This is a genomic window from Pimelobacter sp. 30-1, from assembly GCF_018831735.1.
Classification (GTDB): domain Bacteria; phylum Actinomycetota; class Actinomycetes; order Propionibacteriales; family Nocardioidaceae; genus Nocardioides.
Window position 1 is genome coordinate 33,786 of the sequence record NZ_NHTS01000013.1, and the last position, 16,747, is coordinate 50,532.

Consider the following 16,747-nt stretch of genomic DNA (forward strand, 5'->3'; position numbering starts at 1 on the left):
CGTCAGTCCAGCCCGCGGCGCGCGAGCAGCGGCTCGATCGGCGCCGGCCGGCCGCGCCACTCCTCGTAGGACTCCAGCGGGTCGCGGGTGCCGCCGATGCCGATCACGTGGCGCAGGTACTGGTCGCCGTTGGCGCGGGTGAGCCCGCCGTTGTCCTTGAACCAGGCGACCGTGTCCGCGTCGAGCAGCTCGCTCCAGATGTAGGAGTAGTACGCCGAGGCGTAGCCCGAGCTGAAGCTGTGGGCGAAGTAGGGCGTCGCGTAGCGCGGCGGCACCGCCGGGTTGTCGAGCCCCGCGGCGGCGAGCGCGCGCTGCTCGAACGCGGCGACCTCGTCGACGTCCGCCGGCACCTCGTCGGGGCCGAGCTCGTGCCAGGCCAGGTCGATGAGCGCGGCGGCGAGGTACTCGCTCGTCGCGAACCCCTCGTTGAACGTCTCGGCCGCACGCAGCCGCTCGACCACCTCGGCCGGGATGGGCTCCCCGGTCTCGTGGTGGATCGCGTAGCTGGCGAGCACCTCGGGCCACAGGATCCACATCTCGTTGACCTGCGAGGGGTACTCGACGAAGTCGCGGAAGACCGCCGTCCCGCCGAACTTGGGGTACGTCGCCCGCGCCAGCAGTCCGTGCAGCGCGTGCCCGAACTCGTGGAACAGCGTGCGGGTCTCGTCCCAGGTCAGCAAGGTGGCCTCGCCGTCGGCGGGCAGGGGGACGTTGAGGTTGTTGACCACGACCGCCGTCTCGACCCCGAGCAGCGTCGAGGGCGTGACGAAGCTGCTCATCCAGGCCCCGCCGCGCTTGGAGTCGCGGGTGTAGAGGTCGAGCAGGTAGAGCCCGATCGGCACACCGTCGCGGCTGACCTCGAAGACCCGGACGCCGGGGTGGTAGCCGGGCAGGTCGGGGCGCTCCTCGAAGGTCAGCCCGTAGAGCCGCTCGGCGGCGAAGAAGACGCCGTCGCGCAGCACCCGCTCGGCCTCGAACCACGGACGCAGCGCGGCCAGGTCGACGTCGTAGCGGGCGGTGCGGACCTTCTCGGCGTAGAACGGCCAGTCCCACGGCTCGACCGCGAAGCCGGCCTGCGCCGAGAGCGCCTCCTGCTCGCGGCGGGCGTTGCGGGCGGCCGGCGCGGCGAGCCGCTCGAGGAGCGAGCGGACCGCCTTCGGCGTACCGGCGGTGTTGTCGGCGGTCACCACGGCGGCGTGGTTGTCGAAGCCGAGCAGCCGGGCCCGCTCGGCGCGCAGCCGCAGCACGTCGAGCGCCAGCGCCCGGGTGTCGTGCTCGCCGCCGCGGCTGCCCCGGCTGCGCTGGGCCTCGGAGAGCCGGCGGCGCAGGTCGCGGTCGGTCAGCGCGGCCAGGTGCGGGTGGGCGGTCGGCAGCACGAGCGTGAGCAGGTAGCGCCCGTCGAGCCCGCGGCTCGCGGCCGCGGCGGCGGCCGCGGAGACCTCACCGGGGGTGAGCCCGGCGAGCTCGGCGGCGTCGTCGACGACGACCGCGAGGTCGTTGCTGTCGGCCTGGAGCGCCAGCTCGAAGGCGGTCTCCTTGGTGGAGATCTCCTCGTTGAGCGCGCGCAGCCGCGCCTTGTCGTCCTCGCCGAGCGCGGCGCCGGCGAGCCGGAACTCGGTGACATAGCGGTCGACCAGGTACGCCGCCTCGGCATCGAGCGCGCTGCGGTCGGCGTGGACCGCCTGGAGCCGCGCCCACAGCGCCGGGTCGAGCAGGATCGCGTCGCTGTGCGCGGCCAGCCGCGGCGCGAACTCCGCCCGCACCGCGTCGACCGCCGGGTTGGCGTCGGCGCTGGCCTTGTTGCCGAACACCCGCAGCACCCGTGCCAGCGCGGTCCCGCTGCGCTCGAGCGGCTCCATCGTGTTGGCGAAGGTCGGTGGCGCCGGATCGGCCGTGATCGCGGCGATCGCGGCGATCTGCTCGGCCATCGCGGTCGCGATGGCCGGCGCGTAGTCGTCGTCGGTGATATCCGCGAAGCGCGGCAGCTGGTGGGGGAGGTCGCTGGGCCCGAGAAGTGCGTCCGTCGTCACGGAGCCCACTCTAGGACGTGGGCGCTGCGCCGGGGTCCGGCTCTGGTGAGGGTTCTGGAGAAGGTTCGGGCGACGGCTCGGGGGACGGCTCGTCCTGGGGGTCGGGCGTCGGCGTCGGCGTCGGCTCGGGGGTGGGCGTCGGCTCGGGCTCGGGTTCCGGCTCGGGCTTGGTCTCCGGGTCGGGTGTCGGCTGCGGCGCCGGCTTCGGCGGCGTCACGAAGACCGGCTCCGGAGCCCGGACGAAGCGCTTGCGCGGCGGCCGCGCGATCATCGTGACCACGGTGTCGCCGGTCAGCCGGGCCGGCACCGGCGCGAGCCCGGAGCCGGGCGCCAGCGCGACGTCCGCGGCCAGGTCCTTCTCGTAGCCGGCCACCAGCCGGCGCACGGCCGCCGGGAAGCCGCGGGTCGCGTCGTACCTCGCGAGGGCGGCGCGCAGGTCGGCCGGCTCGGCCAGGTCGTGCCCGTCGGCGCACAGCAGCACCGCCGCGCCGAGCGCGGCGTCGTCGAGGTCCTGCGGGTCGCGGACCCCGTCGCCGTCGGCATCGACCGCGACCGTGCTCCAGGTCGCCGGCAGCAGCCCCATCGGGCCCACCGGCGCGTCCCACAGCGGGCGGGCGTCGAGGCGTCCGCCGTCGGAGTCGGAGACCGCGGACCGGCCCTGGCGACCGTTGAGCGGCCGCCCGACGTACGCCGGCTCGACCTTGCCCTCGGCGCTCACCCGGTACTTGCCCGGCTCCCCCAGACCCAGCCCGTGACCGGACTCGATCCGGCCGAGTGCCGCGAGCACGAGCCAGTCCAGGTGGCACGAGGTCGCCGTGTCGATCACGGTCGCGGCCCGCTGGTAGGCGACGACCGCCTGGGGCGGCGCGGCGGCCAGCCGGTCGGCGGGCGGACGCGCATCCACCTCCGGTACGACGAGCAGCCCGGCCGCCTGCACGGTCGCGGTCCGCTCCGCACCGGCGTCCGGCGCCGGGTCCGCCGCAGCCGGCGGCGGAGGTGCCGGGCTCGCCGGCGGGTCCGCCGCGGCCGACGGGCTCGCCGGTACGGCGTCCGCAGGAACAGCCGGGCCCGCCTCCCGCTGCGGCGCGCCGCCGCGGTGCAGGATCCCGGTGGTGGCGAGGACGACCGCGACGAGCGCGAGCACCACGGCGAGCAGGAGGGCGCGCCGAGCGCCACGTCGTACGAGTGCGGCGACGTCCCCCACGTGCCCCACCTCCCTTGAGTCGGGCTGGATCCTCCAGTGTTCGCCCGGATCGCCCCGGACGCACGCGTTTCACCAGAACTTCACCGACCCGGCGCCGACTCATCCCCAATGTTGGGGCGATGAGAGGATGCGCGGGTGGCCGAGCTGACCTTCCGCACCGGGACGATGGACACGGGGAAGTCGACCCTGGCCCTCCAGACCAACCACAACCACGCCGCCCGCGGCCGCGTCGGCCGCCTCTTCACCTCGCACGACCGCGCCGGCGTCGCGATCGTCTCCTCGCGCCTGGGCCTGAGCGCCCACGCCCAGGAGGTCGACGACGTCTTCGACTTCTGGCGCTTCACCGTCGAGGCCCTCACCCAGGGCGCCCGGATCGACTACATGATCTGCGACGAGGCCCAGTTCTACACACCCGCCCAGATCGACCAGCTCGCCAAGGTCGTCGACGAGCTCCAGATCGACGTCTTCTGCTTCGGCATCCTCACCGACTTCCGCACCCGCCTCTTCCCCGGCGCGGCCCGCCTCGTCGAGCTCGCCGACCGCACCGAGGTCCTCCAGGTCGAGGCCCTGTGCTGGTGCGGCAAGCGCGCCACCCACAACGCCCGCACCGAGAACGGCGTCATGGTCACCGAGGGCGAGGTCATCGTCGTCGGCGACGTCGACGCCGCCGAGCAGCTCCCCGCCGTCGACGACGAGGTCGAGGTCGCCTACGAGGTCCTCTGCCGCCAGCACCACCGCCGCGGGCTGACCGCGGCCCGAGCCCGCGCGGTCAGCCTCTCCCCCGAGCCGCTGCCGTTCTCCTAGGCAGGACGCGGGGGCGGTCGACGGCCAGTCGTCAGCGGCAGGCGCTGTAGGCCCGGACGACCTTCGCCTTGCCGCCGCCCTTGAGCTTCACCACGGCCTTGATCGAGGTCGCCGTGGCGGGGATCTTCTTGAGCTTGATGTTCTGCCCGGGCCGCACGCGCTGGACCGAACCGACCTTCTTGCCGCCGGCCTTGAAGACGATCGACTTCACCTTGCGGGCCTTGCCGGTCGCCTTGACCGTGGCCTGGTGGCTGCTGCAGCTGACCTGCTCCGGCAGCTTCACGTACGACGCGCCCTTGCCCGCGGCAGCGGCGTTCGCCGTACCGGGCTGGAAGATGTCGAGCTTCCACGGAACCGTGGGGACGCCCCCGTTCAGGTAGAAGAACCTGATCAGCACCTTGTCGCCCTTGGCGAAGACCACGTTGTCGAGGTCCACGATGCCCTGGCTGGCCTCGGCAGCATCGTCGGGCTGGTAGTCCGCCGCGACGCAGGTGCCGTTGCGGTAGGCCCAGATGGCGAACGGGGCGTCCGGCATCGCGGCCGTGCTCCGGATCACGATCCGGCGCGGGCCGTTGGTCCGCGAGGTGAACGTGACCGTGTCATAGCGGGCGGCCTGGTTGCCACCGCCCGGCTTGAGGCACTGATCCGTGTCCGGATTCGGCTCGGGGAAGTTCATGCTCGGGTCGCTGAGCTCGATCACGCCCGTGTACGACGAGTCCGCGTGCGCAGCCGGAGCGACCAGGGCGAGCGGCACGATGACGGCAGCGGCGAGCGCTGCGATTTTGTGGGGGGATTTCATGAAGTTCGAACCTAGGCCCCCGTCCCAGTCGGCGGAGGTGATTTGCCGAGATTCGCCGCCACCAACCGGATCAGTCGGGGCGGCGCGGCTCAGCCACAGGCGCTGCAGGCCCGGACGACCTTGGCCTCGCCGCCGCCCTGAGCTTCACGACCGCAGAGCCTTCAGCTTGCCGAGCTTCTGCCGCTGGCCTTGAACGCGATCTTGCGCGCCTTCACTTGCCCGCGGCAACCACGGTCGCCCTAGTGGTCCGGGATGCCTGTCAAGGCGCCAGGCGATCGGCGGCGGCGCAAGGACCGTTGCTGTAGCCCACCACGAGGTAGCCGGTCGGATCAGGCCGAACCAGCGCGGACCGCGAACCGGCACGGACCGTCAGACCTCGAGACGAGGCTGATCATGGGGGCCGGGACCACGACCGGGGCGCCCGCCGTGCCACACCGCTCGTTCAAGCGGTCCGGGAAGTGAACCGGTGAGCGGGGCATGGTGTCGTCATCGCGCCGGCGCTGCCAGGGTCCGTGTCGATCGGTCACGACGCGAGGTGCCGGAAAGGTTCAGTCGAGCAGGACGGGAATCAGCATCTCGTCGGGCGTCAGCGACCCGTGCATGCCGATCAACCGCGACTCGTAGGGGAATCCCTCGGTCGACAGCACCGCGAACTCGCCCTTGCAGGCGACGACGACGTCGCCGATCCGCGGCAGCACCGACGGGTCGACCGGGCCGAACCAGCCGCGGCCGATCGCCTCGGCCCGGGTCAGGACGTCGGCGCGCTCGCCGAGCACCTCGCGCCAGGTCGTCACGACGTCGGGGACCGCGCCGCCGGCGCAGTAGAGGTGCCGGAACCGGGCCTCTCCCCCGACCAGGGCGACGCCGGAGCGCAGGTCGTCGTGACCGGCGACGTCGATCCGGCTGTCGGGGCCGACGTCGACCATGCCGTGGTCGGCGATGACGACGAGCCGGCGGTCGGCCGGCAGGGCCTCGCGCAGCTGCTCGGCCTCGTGGTCGATCATGGCGAGCTGCTGGAGCCACTGGCTGGAGGCGACGCCCCAGCGGTGACCGGTCCAGTCCAGGTCGCCGTCGTAGACGTAGGTGAGTGCCGCCTGGCCCGCGTGGGGCGTCGACGCGCCGATGACGGCGGCGATCCGCTCGCCGACCCGGTCCACGCCGACGTAGTCGGCGCCGCGGTGGGCCGCGACGGTCAGCCCGCTGCCGTTGAACTCACGCTTGTTGACGACCGTGACCCGCACGCCGGCGTTCTGCAGCGACGAGAACGCGGTCTGGTGCGGCTGCCACTGGGTCGGCTCGATGTCGTGGTCCCACAGCAGCGCGTTGAGCAGCTCGCTGGTGCCGGGGATCCGCGTGGTGAACCCGACCAGGCCGTGCGCGCCCGGCGTCAGGCCGGTGCCGAGCGAGGTCAGCGAGGTCGAGGTCGTCGACGGCACGCCCGCGGTCGCGGGGGTCGAGCCCGCCAGCAGCGACGACAGGTACGGCGCCGCGTGGGCGTAGCGCTCCAGCAGCCGGGCACCGAGCCCGTCGATGAGGAAGACGACGTACGACGACGCGTCCGGCAGGCTCAGCCCGCTGGGGGTGGCGCCGACGGGACTGCCGAGTGCCCGGGCGATCGCGGGCACCACGTCGCCGAGCGAGCGGACGCCGTACGCCGGCTCGCAGAAGGCAGCCTGCTCCACCCGGTCAACCCCTCGTCAGCGCGGAGAGCGACGCGGCGAACGAGAGCAGCCCGCCGACCGCGTCGGTGCCGTCGGCGGCCGCGGAGACCCGCAGCGAGAAGTCGTCGGACGACGACGTGCCCGTGTAGCCGTGGTCGGCCTCGCACTGGGGGTCGCTGCACGCGGCCGGCTCCAGGTCGATCCGGCTCACCGCGCCCCACCCGATCGTCAGCACCGCCTCGGCAGGCGGACGCGGTCCGGCGGTCGGGTTGGTGGTCATCCGGGTGACCACGACCGAGGCGACGGCGCGCAGGCTGACCGCCTCGGTGGAGGTCGAGGTGTAGGGCTCGGGCAGCAGGTCGTCGCCCGCGTGCTCGTCGGTGTGCGCGAGGATCAGCCGGGTCGGCGTCAGCACGATCACCGTCTGGTGCCGGCGCACCTCGTCCCGCTCGAAGGTCGGCTCGTGGTGCACGTAGTACGACACCACGGCCTCGCCGCCGAGCGCGTCGGTGACCGCGTCGGAGACGACCTCGGGGTAGTAGCCGGTCCGGTCGATGGCGGCCTGGAGCTCGGTGATCCGGTCCCCTTCGTGAGAGCGGGCACGTGTGGGCATGCGGGAATCCTCGCACGACCAGCGCGGCAGCGCGGCGGGAGGCGCCATCCGGGCAGCTTGCTGCCTCTTCGAGGCGCCGGAGACGCGCTCGCGCCGACGAGGTCAGTCCGGGATGGTCGTGGCGAGGTCGGGCATCCGGCGCACGAGCGAGTCCGGCCGCGGGTCCTTCACCGCCGCGACCCGTCCGGACGCGGTCAGCACGGTCGCCGTGTCGACCCCGGCCAGCACCAGCGAGAGCTCGAGCGAGGCGACCTGGGGCAGGTCGTTCTGGAGCTCGGCGACGCGGGTGATGAGGTCCTCGATCGCACCGACGTCGACCGGGTCGGCGCCGCGGTAGCCGAACAGCAGCGGCGAGCTCTTGACCTCGCGCACCATCGCGGCGACCTCGTGCTGGCCCAGCGGCGGGATCCGGTAGGACCAGTCCCCCAACAGCTCGATGACGGGCCCGGAGATGCCGAACGACACGACCGGCCCGAAGAGCGGGTCCTCGAACGAGCGGACCGAGATCGGCACGCCCGTCGGGGCGTTGCGCTGGACGACGAACCGCCCGATGCCCGGGTCGATCAGGCCGCCGAGGTAGTCCCACGCCTCGCGCATCTCGGGCGCGGTCGGGATGTTGCGCCACACGTGGATCTGGTCGGGGCGCTCGCGCACCGCCGGCAGCGTGGACTTGAGGACGACGTCCCAGTCGAGCCGCTCGCCGGCGGCGATCGCCTCGTCGAGGTCGGAGACCGGGATGGTCGGCCACAGCTGGATGCCGTAGGCGTTGAGCAGCGTCGTGAGCTGGGCCTGGTCGAGCTCGACCTCGCGGTCGTTGGCGACGACCTCGGGGTCGGCGAGGATCCGGTCGACCAGCCGCTTGGCGCTGCGCGCGTCGACCTCGCCCGCGTCGGCGGACGGGCCGTCGGGGGCGTGGAGCCACACGGCGTACTCGACGACGCGGGCCAGGGCGCGCACCGCCGCCTCGACCGCCGGGTACGACGGCACGGAGCCGCGTCCGGCCGAGGAGCCCGCGACGTCGGGGACCCGCAGCAGCTCGGGGATGCCCTCGGCACCGAGGAAGGACGACACGAGCGGCTTGTCGGACTGCTCCCCCACGGCCGCCAGCACGTTGGCGACCTCCTCGCCCGACACGTCGAGCGGCGGGATGTAGACGGCGATGACCGAGTCGACGTCCGGGTCGTCGATGGCGTCGTCGAGCGCGTCCTCGAAGTCCTCGGCGGTCGCGTCGGCACCGAGCGCGACCGAACGGTTGACCACCAGGCCGACCGCGGACGCCGCGTCGGCGGCGAGCAGCCCCAGCGCGTCGGAGTTGCCGACGATCGCGACCCGGCGCCCACGCGGCAGCGGCTGGTGGGCGAGCAGCTGGGCGACGTCGAACATGTCGTCGAGGGTGTCGACCTGGATCACCCCGGCCTGGCGGAACATCGCGTCGACCGCGGCCTGGGGGGCGCCGATGCGCCGTACCGTGTGGCCCATCGGGACACCCTGGGTCGTCCGGCCCGACCGGACCGCGACGATCGGCTTGCGGTGCGAGACCCGGCGCGCGATGCGGGAGAACTTGCGCGGGTTACCGATCGACTCGAGGTACATCATGACGACCTCGGTGGAGTCGTCCTCCTCCCAGTACTGCAGGAGGTCGTTGCCGGAGACGTCGGCGCGGTTGCCCGCGCTGACGAAGGTCGAGATGCCGAGGCCCCGGTTCTTGACCTTCTCGAGGATCGCCGAGCCCAGTGCACCGGACTGGCAGAAGAAGCCCGCACGCCCGCGGGCCGGCATCACCGACGACAGCGAGGCGTTGACCTGGACCGTCGGGTCGGTGTTGAGCACGCCCAGGCAGTTGGGCCCGATCAGCCGCAGCCCGTAGGAGCGGCACAGCCCGGCCAGGTGACGCTGCCGCTTGCGGCCCTCCTCGCCGGTCTCGGCGAAGCCGGACGAGATGACGATCAGCCCGTGCACCCCCTTGTTGGCGCAGTCGAGCACGACGTCGGTCACCGCGTCGGCCGGGACGGCGACGATCGCGACGTCGACCTCGTCGGGGATGTCGTTGACGTTCTTGTACGCCGGCATGCCCGACACCGCGGGCGCGCTCGGGTTGACCACGTAGACCCGGCCGGTGAAGTCGGCCGTCACCAGGTTGCGGACCAGGACCTGGCCGATCGTGTCCTGGCGACGGCTCGCGCCGATGATCGCGACCGAGCGCGGGTTGAAGAAGCGCTGGATCGACGCCGCCTCGGCGGCGTGCTCGCGGTCGCGCATCACGCCGATCGCCGTGTCGGTCGGGTCGATCGAGAACTCCAGCGTGATCACGCCGTCGTGGTAGCCGCTCGCGACCCGGTAGCCCGCGTCGCGGAAGGTCTGGATCATCCGGTTGTTGTCGGGCAGCACCTCGGCGGTGAACCGCTCGACGCCGCGCTCCCGGCCGGCCTGGGCGAGGTGCTCGAGCAGCAGCTGGGCGATCCCGCGGCCCTGGTGCTCGTCCTCGACGAGGAAGGCGACCTCGGCCTCGCGGTCGGCGACGACGTCGTAGCGGCCGACGGCGATCATGCGCTCCTGGAGGATCAGCACGAGCGCGACCCGGTCGCGGTTGTCGACGTGGGTGAACCGGCGTACGTCACGGTCGGAGAGGACCGGCATCGGCGAGAAGAACCGGTAGTACTTGGACTCGTCGGAGACCCGCGCGTAGAACTCCACCATCAGGTCGGCGTCCTCGGGCCGGATCGGCCGGATGTGCGCCGTACGCCCGTCGCGGAGCAGGACGTCGCCCTCCCAGTGCGCGGGCGGCGCCTCGATCTCGTCCGTGGGGGTCGGGTCGCCGGGGCTCACAGGGAGAAATCTATCGGCCCCGGCCACACGCGTCAGCGCCGCACGCGGTACTTCAGGTGTAGGACCCGGTCCCCTTGCACCACGACGTCCGGATCCTCCAGCATCCGCTGCCCCGCGAACGACCCGAAGTAGCGCTTCCCGGACCCGAAGACCACCGGCACGACGTCGATCGCCACGACGTCCACCAGGCCTGCGGCTAGCGCCTGACCGCCGATGTCCCCGGCGCAGATCGCCAGCACCCCGTCGTCCCCCGCCCGGCGCTTGCCCTCCGCCACCGCCGCCGCGATGTCGTCGAAGAAAGGCACATCTGCCTCCGGGTGCCACCCCTCCGGCTTCGGCCGGTGCGAGACCACCAGCAGGTGCTCCCCCGCCGGCGGGCGGGCGTCCCACCCGTTGGTCAGGTCGAAGAGCCGCCTGCCCTGGATGATCGCCCAGATGCTGCGCCACATCGGCCACACGTAGTCGTGCGAGGCCTTCGAGACCGCGAACGGCCCGGGCTCGGCGCCGTCCTCGCTGAGCGGGAGGCTGCCGTTGAAGTACCAGTCGAAGAGCGGGCCCACGTCGTCGTTGTCGTCCGCGATGAAGCCGTCGAGGGAGGCCACCGCGTGCATCATCACCGTCGTCATACCGGGACAGACGGGCGCACCGGGCGAATCTCATCGGCAACTCTTGTACAACTCAACCCCCGACTTGTACCGTTGCTCCATGTCCACCGTGCCCGTCTCCGCTGCTCGTAGCGATCTCGCAGCGGTCATCGCCTCCGCGGCAGACGAAGCCGTGCACCTCCAGCGTCGCGGACAGACGGTCGCGGTGCTGATCAGCCCGGAGCGCTACGACCAGCTCATGGAGGCGTGGGAGGAGATGGAGGACGTCGCGGCGTACGACGAGGCGGCGGCCTCCGACGACCCGCGCATCCCCTGGAACCAGGTCCGGGCCGACCTTGGCTGGGTCTGAGCCGCAGCGCTACCGGATCGAGCTGACGACCGCCGCCGCGCGCCAGCTCCGGCGCCTCGATCGGCCCACCGCACTGCGGATCCGTGGCGCGATCGAGCTCCTCGCCCGCGATCCCCATCCACCGGCGAGTCGCCGGCTCGTGGGACGCCCCGCCTACCGCGTGCGGGTCGGCGACTACCGCATCCTCTACACCGTCGAGGACGACGTGCTGGTCGTCGCCGTCTTCCGCGTGGGCCATCGTCGGGACGTCTACGAACACTGAGCCTCGCCCCTCATCGGCGAGCCCCCGCCCGACCTGTCGGACCCACCCGGAAGAATGCCCCCCATGGCAAGGCGTACCCAGCAGGATCCCCTCCCGGAGGACTTCGAGGAGCACATCCTCGACACCGACATCCGCGACGAGATGCAGTCGTCCTTCCTGGAGTACGCCTACTCGGTGATCTACTCCCGCGCGCTCCCCGACGCGCGCGACGGTCTCAAGCCCGTCCAGCGGCGCATCCTCTACACGATGAACGACATGAGCCTGCGCCCCGACCGCGGCCACGTGAAGTCCGCGCGCGTCGTCGGTGAGGTCATGGGCCGGCTGCACCCGCACGGTGACGGCGCGATCTACGACGCCCTGGTCCGCACCGCGCAGTCGTGGTCGCTGCGGCTGCCGTTCGTCGACGGGCACGGCAACTTCGGCTCGCCCGACGACCCGCCGGCGGCCATGCGATACACCGAGTGCCGGATGGCGCCGGCGGCCATGGCCATGACGGAGTCGATCGACGAGGACACGGTCGACTTCAAGCCCAACTACGACAGCCGCGAGTACGAGCCGACGGTGCTGCCCTCGGCGATCCCCAGCCTCGTCGTCAACGGTACGACGGGCATCGCGGTCGGCATGGCGACCAACATGGCGCCGCACAACCTGGTCGAGGTGGTCCAGGCGCTGCGCCACCTGATCCAGCACCCGAAGACCGACATCGACGGCCTGATGAGGTTCATCCCCGGGCCCGACCTGCCGACCGGCGGCAAGATCGTCGGCCTCGACGGCATCCGCGACGCCTACGAGAGCGGCCGCGGCGTCTTCAAGATGCGCGCGACCGCACGGGTCGAGACGATCGGGCGGCGCAAGGGCATCGTCGTCACCGAGCTCCCCTACGGCACGGGCACCGAGAAGATCGTCGAGCGGATCAAGGTCCTCGTCCAGTCCAAGAAGCTCCAGGGCATCGCCGACATCAAGGACCTCACCGACCGCGAGAACGGCCTGCGCCTGGTCATCGAGGTCAAGAACGGCTTCGTCCCCGAGGCGCTCCTGGAGCAGCTCTACAAGCTCACCCCGCTCGAGGACTCCTTCGGCATCAACAACGTCGCGCTCGTCGACGGCCAGCCGCGCACGATGGGCCTCAAGGAGATGCTGGAGGTCTTCCTCCAGCACCGGTACGACGTCGTCCGCCGCCGTTCGCAGTTCCGCCGCAACAAGAAGGCCGCTCGCCTGCACCTGGTCGACGGCCTGCTGCTGGCCCTCCTCGACATCGACGAGGTCATCCAGGTCATCCGCACCAGCGACAACTCCGCGGCCGCCAAGGAGCGGCTGATGAGCGTCTTCGAGCTCTCCGAGATCCAGGCCGAGTACATCCTCGAGATGCAGCTGCGGCGCCTGACCAAGTTCTCCCGCCTCGAGCTGGAGAAGGAGCAGGAGGAGCTGCGCAAGGAGATCGAGGAGCTCGACGCCATCCTCGGCGACGAGGGCCTGCTCAAGAAGCTCGTCTCCTCCGAGCTGGGCGACGTCGCCAAGACCTTCGGCACGCCGCGGCGTACCGTCCTGCTCGAGTCGGCCGGCACCACGGCGGTCGCCGCGGCCGCCGCACCGCTCGAGGTCGCCGACGACCCGTGCTTCGCGCTGCTGTCCGCGACCGGCCTGCTGGCCCGCACCAGCTCGGCCGACGAGATCGGCACCGGCGGCGGCCGGGCCAACCACGACGTCATCGTCTCCGCGGTGCGCACCTCGGCGCGCGCCGACCTCGGCGTGCTGACCTCGGCCGGCCGGCTGCTGCGCCTCGCGGTGCTCGACCTCCCGGCGATCCCGCCCTCGGCCAACGAGCCCAACCTCCAGGGCGGGCTGCCGCTCAGCGAGGTCCTCGAGCTGGCCAAGGGCGAGCGGGCGCTCGCGCTCACCACGCTGACGACCGAGGGCCCGGGCCTCGCGCTCGGCACCCGCCAGGGCGTCGTCAAGCGGGTCAACCCCGAGGTCCTCAACAAGGACGAGTGGGAGGTCATCTCGCTCAAGGACGGCGACGAGGTGGTCGGCGCGGTCCAGCTGACGACCGGCGCCGAGGAGCTCTGCTTCGTCACCTCCGACGCCCAGCTGCTCCACTACCCCGCCGACGGCGTCCGTCCCCAGGGTCGCTCCGGCGGCGGCATGGCCGGCGTCCGGGTCGCCGACAAGGAGCGCGTCGTCTGGTTCGGCGTGCTCGACATCAACGCACCGGGAGGCGTGGTCCTGGTGACCGCGTCCGGCTCCGCCACGGCGCTGCCCGGCACCGAGCCCGGCTCGGTCAAGGTCACCGACTTCTGGGAGTACCCCGCCAAGGGCCGGGCCACCGGTGGCGTGCGCTGCCACCGCTTCCTCAAGGGCGAGGACACCCTGGTCTTCGCCTGGGCCGGTCCCGCCCCGGCGCGGGCGACCGCGGCCAGCGGCGCGCCGGTCGACCTGCCCGACGCCACCGGCCGGCGCGACGGCTCCGGCCTGCCCGGCAGCCAGCCGATCGTCGCCGCCGCGGGTCCGCTCACCGCGACGCTGTCCGTCGCCCCGTCGGCGGATGCCGCGCCGCCGGCCTCGGGCGATGTGTCAGGGTGAGCGCATGACGACCTCCACCCGTGTGGCCGCCGGCCTGCTCTCCACGCTCGTCGCCGTCGGCGGCCTGACCGCCTGCTCCGGGGACGACGGCGGGGGCAGCGACGCCCCCTCGTGGTCCGACGCGGGCAAGAAGGCCAAGGACCTGCTCGACGGCACCTCCGGCGTCGAGGTCTCGATCTCGACGAACGACGACCCGGGCGTCGACTACCTCTCCGCGGCGACCGGCACGATCGTCGCCGACCCGGCCTCCTTCGAGGGCACCGTCGACGGCAAGGTCTCCGGCTTCGCGGTCTCCGACGTCCCGGTGATCTCTGTCGGCGGCACGCTGTGGATCAACCACCTCGCCCTCGGCGGCTGGAGCGACCGGTTCCAGCCCAAGGAGCTGTGCGCGCCCGACCCGGCGATGCTCCTCGACCCGTCGAGCGGCGTCTCGTCGGTGCTGACCAGCAGCACCGACGTCAAGGCCGGCAAGTCCGAGCGCGGCGGCACCGACAACAAGGAGGTCTTCCACTCCTACGCGGGCACCGCGACCGGCGACGCCATCCGCAAGATCCTCCCCTGCGCCGAGGGCGACGGCTTCGACGCGAAGTACCGCATCGACGACAGCGGCCACCTGCGCACGGCCGAGCTGACGGGCACCTTCTTCCCCGACGCCGACCCGATGACCTACACCATCGACGTGACGAAGTACGACGTCGAGAAGGACATCACGGCCCCCAAGTGAGCCACGAGTGAGCACGGCGAACCGGCTGCTGCTGGTCTTCTGCGCGGTCGCCGTCGCCTTCGCGGCGGTCGACACCTACGTCGTCGTCCTGGCGCTGCCGGACATGATGGCGGGCGCCGGGATCCCGGTCGAGGAGCTCCAGCGCGCCGCGCCCATCGTCTCCGGCTTCCTGCTCGGGTACGTCGCGATGCTGCCCCTCATCGGGCGGATCGCGGACCTGCGCGGCCAGGTCCCCGTGCTCGCGATGTCGCTGGTCGTCTTCTCGGCCGGCTCCCTGGTCACCGCGCTGTCCTACGACCTGCCGAGCATGGTCGCGGGCCGCTTCCTCCAGGGCGTCGGCGGTGGCGGGCTGGTCCCGGCGACCATGTCGCTCGTCGCGGCGCTCTACCCCGTCGAGCGGCGCGGCCTGCCGCTCGGGCTGGTCTCCGCGGTCCAGGAGTTCGGCAGCGTCCTCGGCCCGCTCTTCGGCGCGCTCGTCCTGTCGTTCACCAGCTGGCGCGGGATCTTCGCGATCAACCTCGCCGTCGGCGCCCTGCTCGCCGTCGCGGTCGGCGTGGTGGCGCGGGTGGCGACCACCCCGGCCCCGGACGACCCGCCGCCGCCCCGGCGCCGCCGGCTCCCGGACGTCGTCGGCCTGGCCCTGCTCGCGGTCACGCTGGCCGCGGGCTTCCTGACGTTCGTCGAGCCCGGCAGCCTCCAGCGCGACCTCACCTGGGGACAGCTGTTCATCCCGTACGCCGACGGCGGCAGCCGCTGGATCACCCCCGTCGGCGTCACCACGATCGCCGCCTTCGTCCTGCTGACGCTGTGGTGCTGGTTCGGCCGCTGGCTCGGCGGCCCGCCTCTGGCCGACCTGCGCGGCTGGTTCGGCCACCTGCTCGCCGCGGACCTGCTCGGCGCCGGGCTGCTCGCCCTCGCGCTCGGCGGCGTGGTCCTCGCGTTCGCGACCGCGGACCCCGAGGTCGCGGTGTTCTCGCCGCAGGGCCCGTGGTTCCTCGCCGGCTCCGCGATCGCCGTCGTCCTGCTCCTACTGCACCTGCGCCGCGCCAGCGCGCCGATCGTCCCCCGCGGCGCCCTCCGCCCGACGCCGGCCTGGGGCGCGCTCGTCGTCAGCTTCCTGGTCGGCTGGTCGCTCATCGCGGCGCTGGTCGACATCCCGCTCTTCGCCCGGACCACCACCGAGCGCTCCTCCCAGCTCGGCGCCGCGCTCGTCCTGCTCCGTTTCCTGGCCGCACTGCCGGTCGGCGCGGTGCTCGGCGGCTGGCTGCTGCGCCGGGTCAACGCGGGCGTCCTCACCGCGGCCGGCATGGTCGCCGCCGGCATCGGCTTCCTGATGATGGCCCAGTGGGGCGAGCACAGCCTCGACGGCTTCGCCTCGAACATCCCGCTCGTCCTCGGCGGGCTCGGCTTCGGCGTGGCCCTGGCCCCGGTCAACGCCGCCATCCTCGCCACCACCGACGACGACACCCACGGCCTGGCCAGCGCGCTCGTCGTCGTCGCCCGGATGGTCGGCATGCTCGTCGGCATCTCCGCCCTGACCACGATCGGCCTGCGCCGCCTCTACGCGGCCCAGGAGGCCGACCCCGACCTCAGCATCACCGAGCTCGGCATCCTCCAGGAGCACTCGGTCTTCCTCGGCGCGGCCGGCGCCGCGTTCGCCGCCGCCGCCCTCGCGCTCGTCGTCCTCGCCCGGGCCCGGACTCGCGAAATGGACACCGCCGAGGTGCTCCGCGCCGGTGGCTAACCTGGGAACCATGGGCGATTTCGATGATCTGCTGAAGGCCAACCAGGACTACGCCGCGACGTTCGACCAGGCCGGTTTCGACGGAAAGGCCCACGCCGGGGTCGCCATCGTCACCTGCATGGACTCCCGCATCGACCCGCTGCGGATGCTCGGCCTCGACTACGGCGACGCCAAGATCTTCCGCAACCCGGGCGGCCGGGTGACGGAGGCCGCGCTCGAGGCACTCGTCCTCGGCGCCCACCTGCTCAACGTCGACCGGATCCTGGTGATCCCGCACACCCGCTGCGCGATGGCCTCCAGCACCGAGGCCGAGATCCACGACAAGATCGGCGCCGCCGTGGGCCACGACGTCACCTGGCACGCCTTCCACGTGATCGCGGACCAGAAGCAGTCGCTCGCCGAGGACGTCCGCAAGGTCCGCTCGCACCCGCTCATCCCCGAGTCGGTCAAGGTCGGCGGGTTCATCTACGACGTCGACACCGGGCTGCTCAGCCAGGAGGTCTGAGCCCCGGCCACCCGTCGGGCGACGGGCGACGGGCCGGTACG

14 protein-coding genes are annotated in these 16,747 nt (G+C 72.5%); 7 read left to right on the top strand and 7 right to left on the bottom strand.

All coding sequences use genetic code 11. The annotated features are described in order from the left end of the window. Window positions 1–2 precede the first annotated feature (2 nt). Window positions 3–2,030, bottom strand: a complete 2,028-nt coding sequence (locus tag CCO04_RS25350; RefSeq protein WP_215816972.1) for a M3 family metallopeptidase — start codon at window positions 2,028–2,030, stop codon at window positions 3–5. Window positions 2,031–2,040: 10 nt separating this feature from the next. Further along, window positions 2,041–3,234: a hypothetical protein gene (locus CCO04_RS25355; RefSeq protein ID WP_215816973.1), complete on the bottom strand. Its 1,194-nt coding sequence runs from the start codon at window positions 3,232–3,234 to the stop codon at window positions 2,041–2,043. A gap of 135 nt (window positions 3,235–3,369) precedes the next feature. Between CCO04_RS25355 and CCO04_RS25360 the strand changes: the two genes are divergently transcribed. Then, on the top strand, window positions 3,370–4,038 hold the full coding sequence (locus CCO04_RS25360) for a thymidine kinase (protein ID WP_215816974.1): 669 nt from the start codon (window positions 3,370–3,372) through the stop codon (window positions 4,036–4,038). Between the two features lie 31 nt (window positions 4,039–4,069). Here the strand turns inward: CCO04_RS25360 and CCO04_RS25365 are convergent, their stop codons facing one another. The 5 genes from CCO04_RS25365 to CCO04_RS25385 form a co-directional block, all read right to left on the bottom strand. Continuing rightward, window positions 4,070–4,837, bottom strand: coding sequence for a hypothetical protein (locus tag CCO04_RS25365; protein ID WP_215816975.1), 768 nt, complete (start codon window positions 4,835–4,837; stop codon window positions 4,070–4,072). Between the two features lie 548 nt (window positions 4,838–5,385). Then, complete coding sequence (locus CCO04_RS25370) at window positions 5,386–6,519, bottom strand: alkaline phosphatase family protein (RefSeq protein WP_215816976.1); 1,134 nt, start codon at window positions 6,517–6,519, stop codon at window positions 5,386–5,388. Between the two features lie 4 nt (window positions 6,520–6,523). Further along, a complete protein-coding gene (locus CCO04_RS25375; RefSeq protein WP_215816977.1) occupies window positions 6,524–7,111 on the bottom strand; it encodes a DUF5998 family protein in 588 nt (195 codons plus the stop codon). A 102-nt stretch (window positions 7,112–7,213) separates the two neighbouring features. Beyond that, complete coding sequence (locus CCO04_RS25380; protein ID WP_308281530.1) at window positions 7,214–9,937, bottom strand: GNAT family N-acetyltransferase; 2,724 nt, start codon at window positions 9,935–9,937, stop codon at window positions 7,214–7,216. 32 nt (window positions 9,938–9,969) lie between these two features. After that, entirely contained in the window at window positions 9,970–10,563 is a 594-nt protein-coding gene (locus CCO04_RS25385) for a dihydrofolate reductase family protein (RefSeq protein WP_215816978.1), read from the bottom strand. A gap of 79 nt (window positions 10,564–10,642) precedes the next feature. Here CCO04_RS25385 and CCO04_RS25390 point away from each other — a divergent pair, with 79 nt between their 5' ends. The 6 genes from CCO04_RS25390 to CCO04_RS25415 all read left to right on the top strand — a co-directional run bounded on the left by CCO04_RS25390 (window position 10,643) and on the right by CCO04_RS25415 (window position 16,706). Beyond that, the gene (locus tag CCO04_RS25390; protein WP_215816979.1) at window positions 10,643–10,891 is read left to right on the top strand and encodes a type II toxin-antitoxin system Phd/YefM family antitoxin; all 249 of its coding nucleotides are present in this window, start codon (window positions 10,643–10,645) and stop codon (window positions 10,889–10,891) included. Then, window positions 10,878–11,153, top strand: coding sequence for a type II toxin-antitoxin system RelE/ParE family toxin (locus tag CCO04_RS25395; RefSeq protein WP_215816980.1), 276 nt, complete (start codon window positions 10,878–10,880; stop codon window positions 11,151–11,153). The genes CCO04_RS25390 and CCO04_RS25395 overlap by 14 nt, the downstream gene beginning before the upstream one ends. Before the next feature lie 63 nt (window positions 11,154–11,216). Then, complete coding sequence (locus CCO04_RS25400) at window positions 11,217–13,733, top strand: DNA topoisomerase (ATP-hydrolyzing) subunit A (RefSeq protein WP_215816981.1); 2,517 nt, start codon at window positions 11,217–11,219, stop codon at window positions 13,731–13,733. A 4-nt stretch (window positions 13,734–13,737) separates the two neighbouring features. Further along, window positions 13,738–14,457, top strand: a complete 720-nt coding sequence (locus CCO04_RS25405; protein ID WP_215816982.1) for an LppX_LprAFG lipoprotein — start codon at window positions 13,738–13,740, stop codon at window positions 14,455–14,457. A gap of 7 nt (window positions 14,458–14,464) precedes the next feature. Then, window positions 14,465–16,201 carry an MFS transporter gene (locus tag CCO04_RS25410; RefSeq protein ID WP_215816983.1) on the top strand — a complete coding sequence of 579 codons (1,737 nt, stop codon included), beginning with the start codon at window positions 14,465–14,467 and terminating at the stop codon, window positions 16,199–16,201. A 10-nt stretch (window positions 16,202–16,211) separates the two neighbouring features. Beyond that, window positions 16,212–16,706, top strand: a complete 495-nt coding sequence (locus CCO04_RS25415) for a carbonic anhydrase (RefSeq protein ID WP_215816984.1) — start codon at window positions 16,212–16,214, stop codon at window positions 16,704–16,706. The last annotated feature ends 41 nt before the right edge of the window (window positions 16,707–16,747 follow it).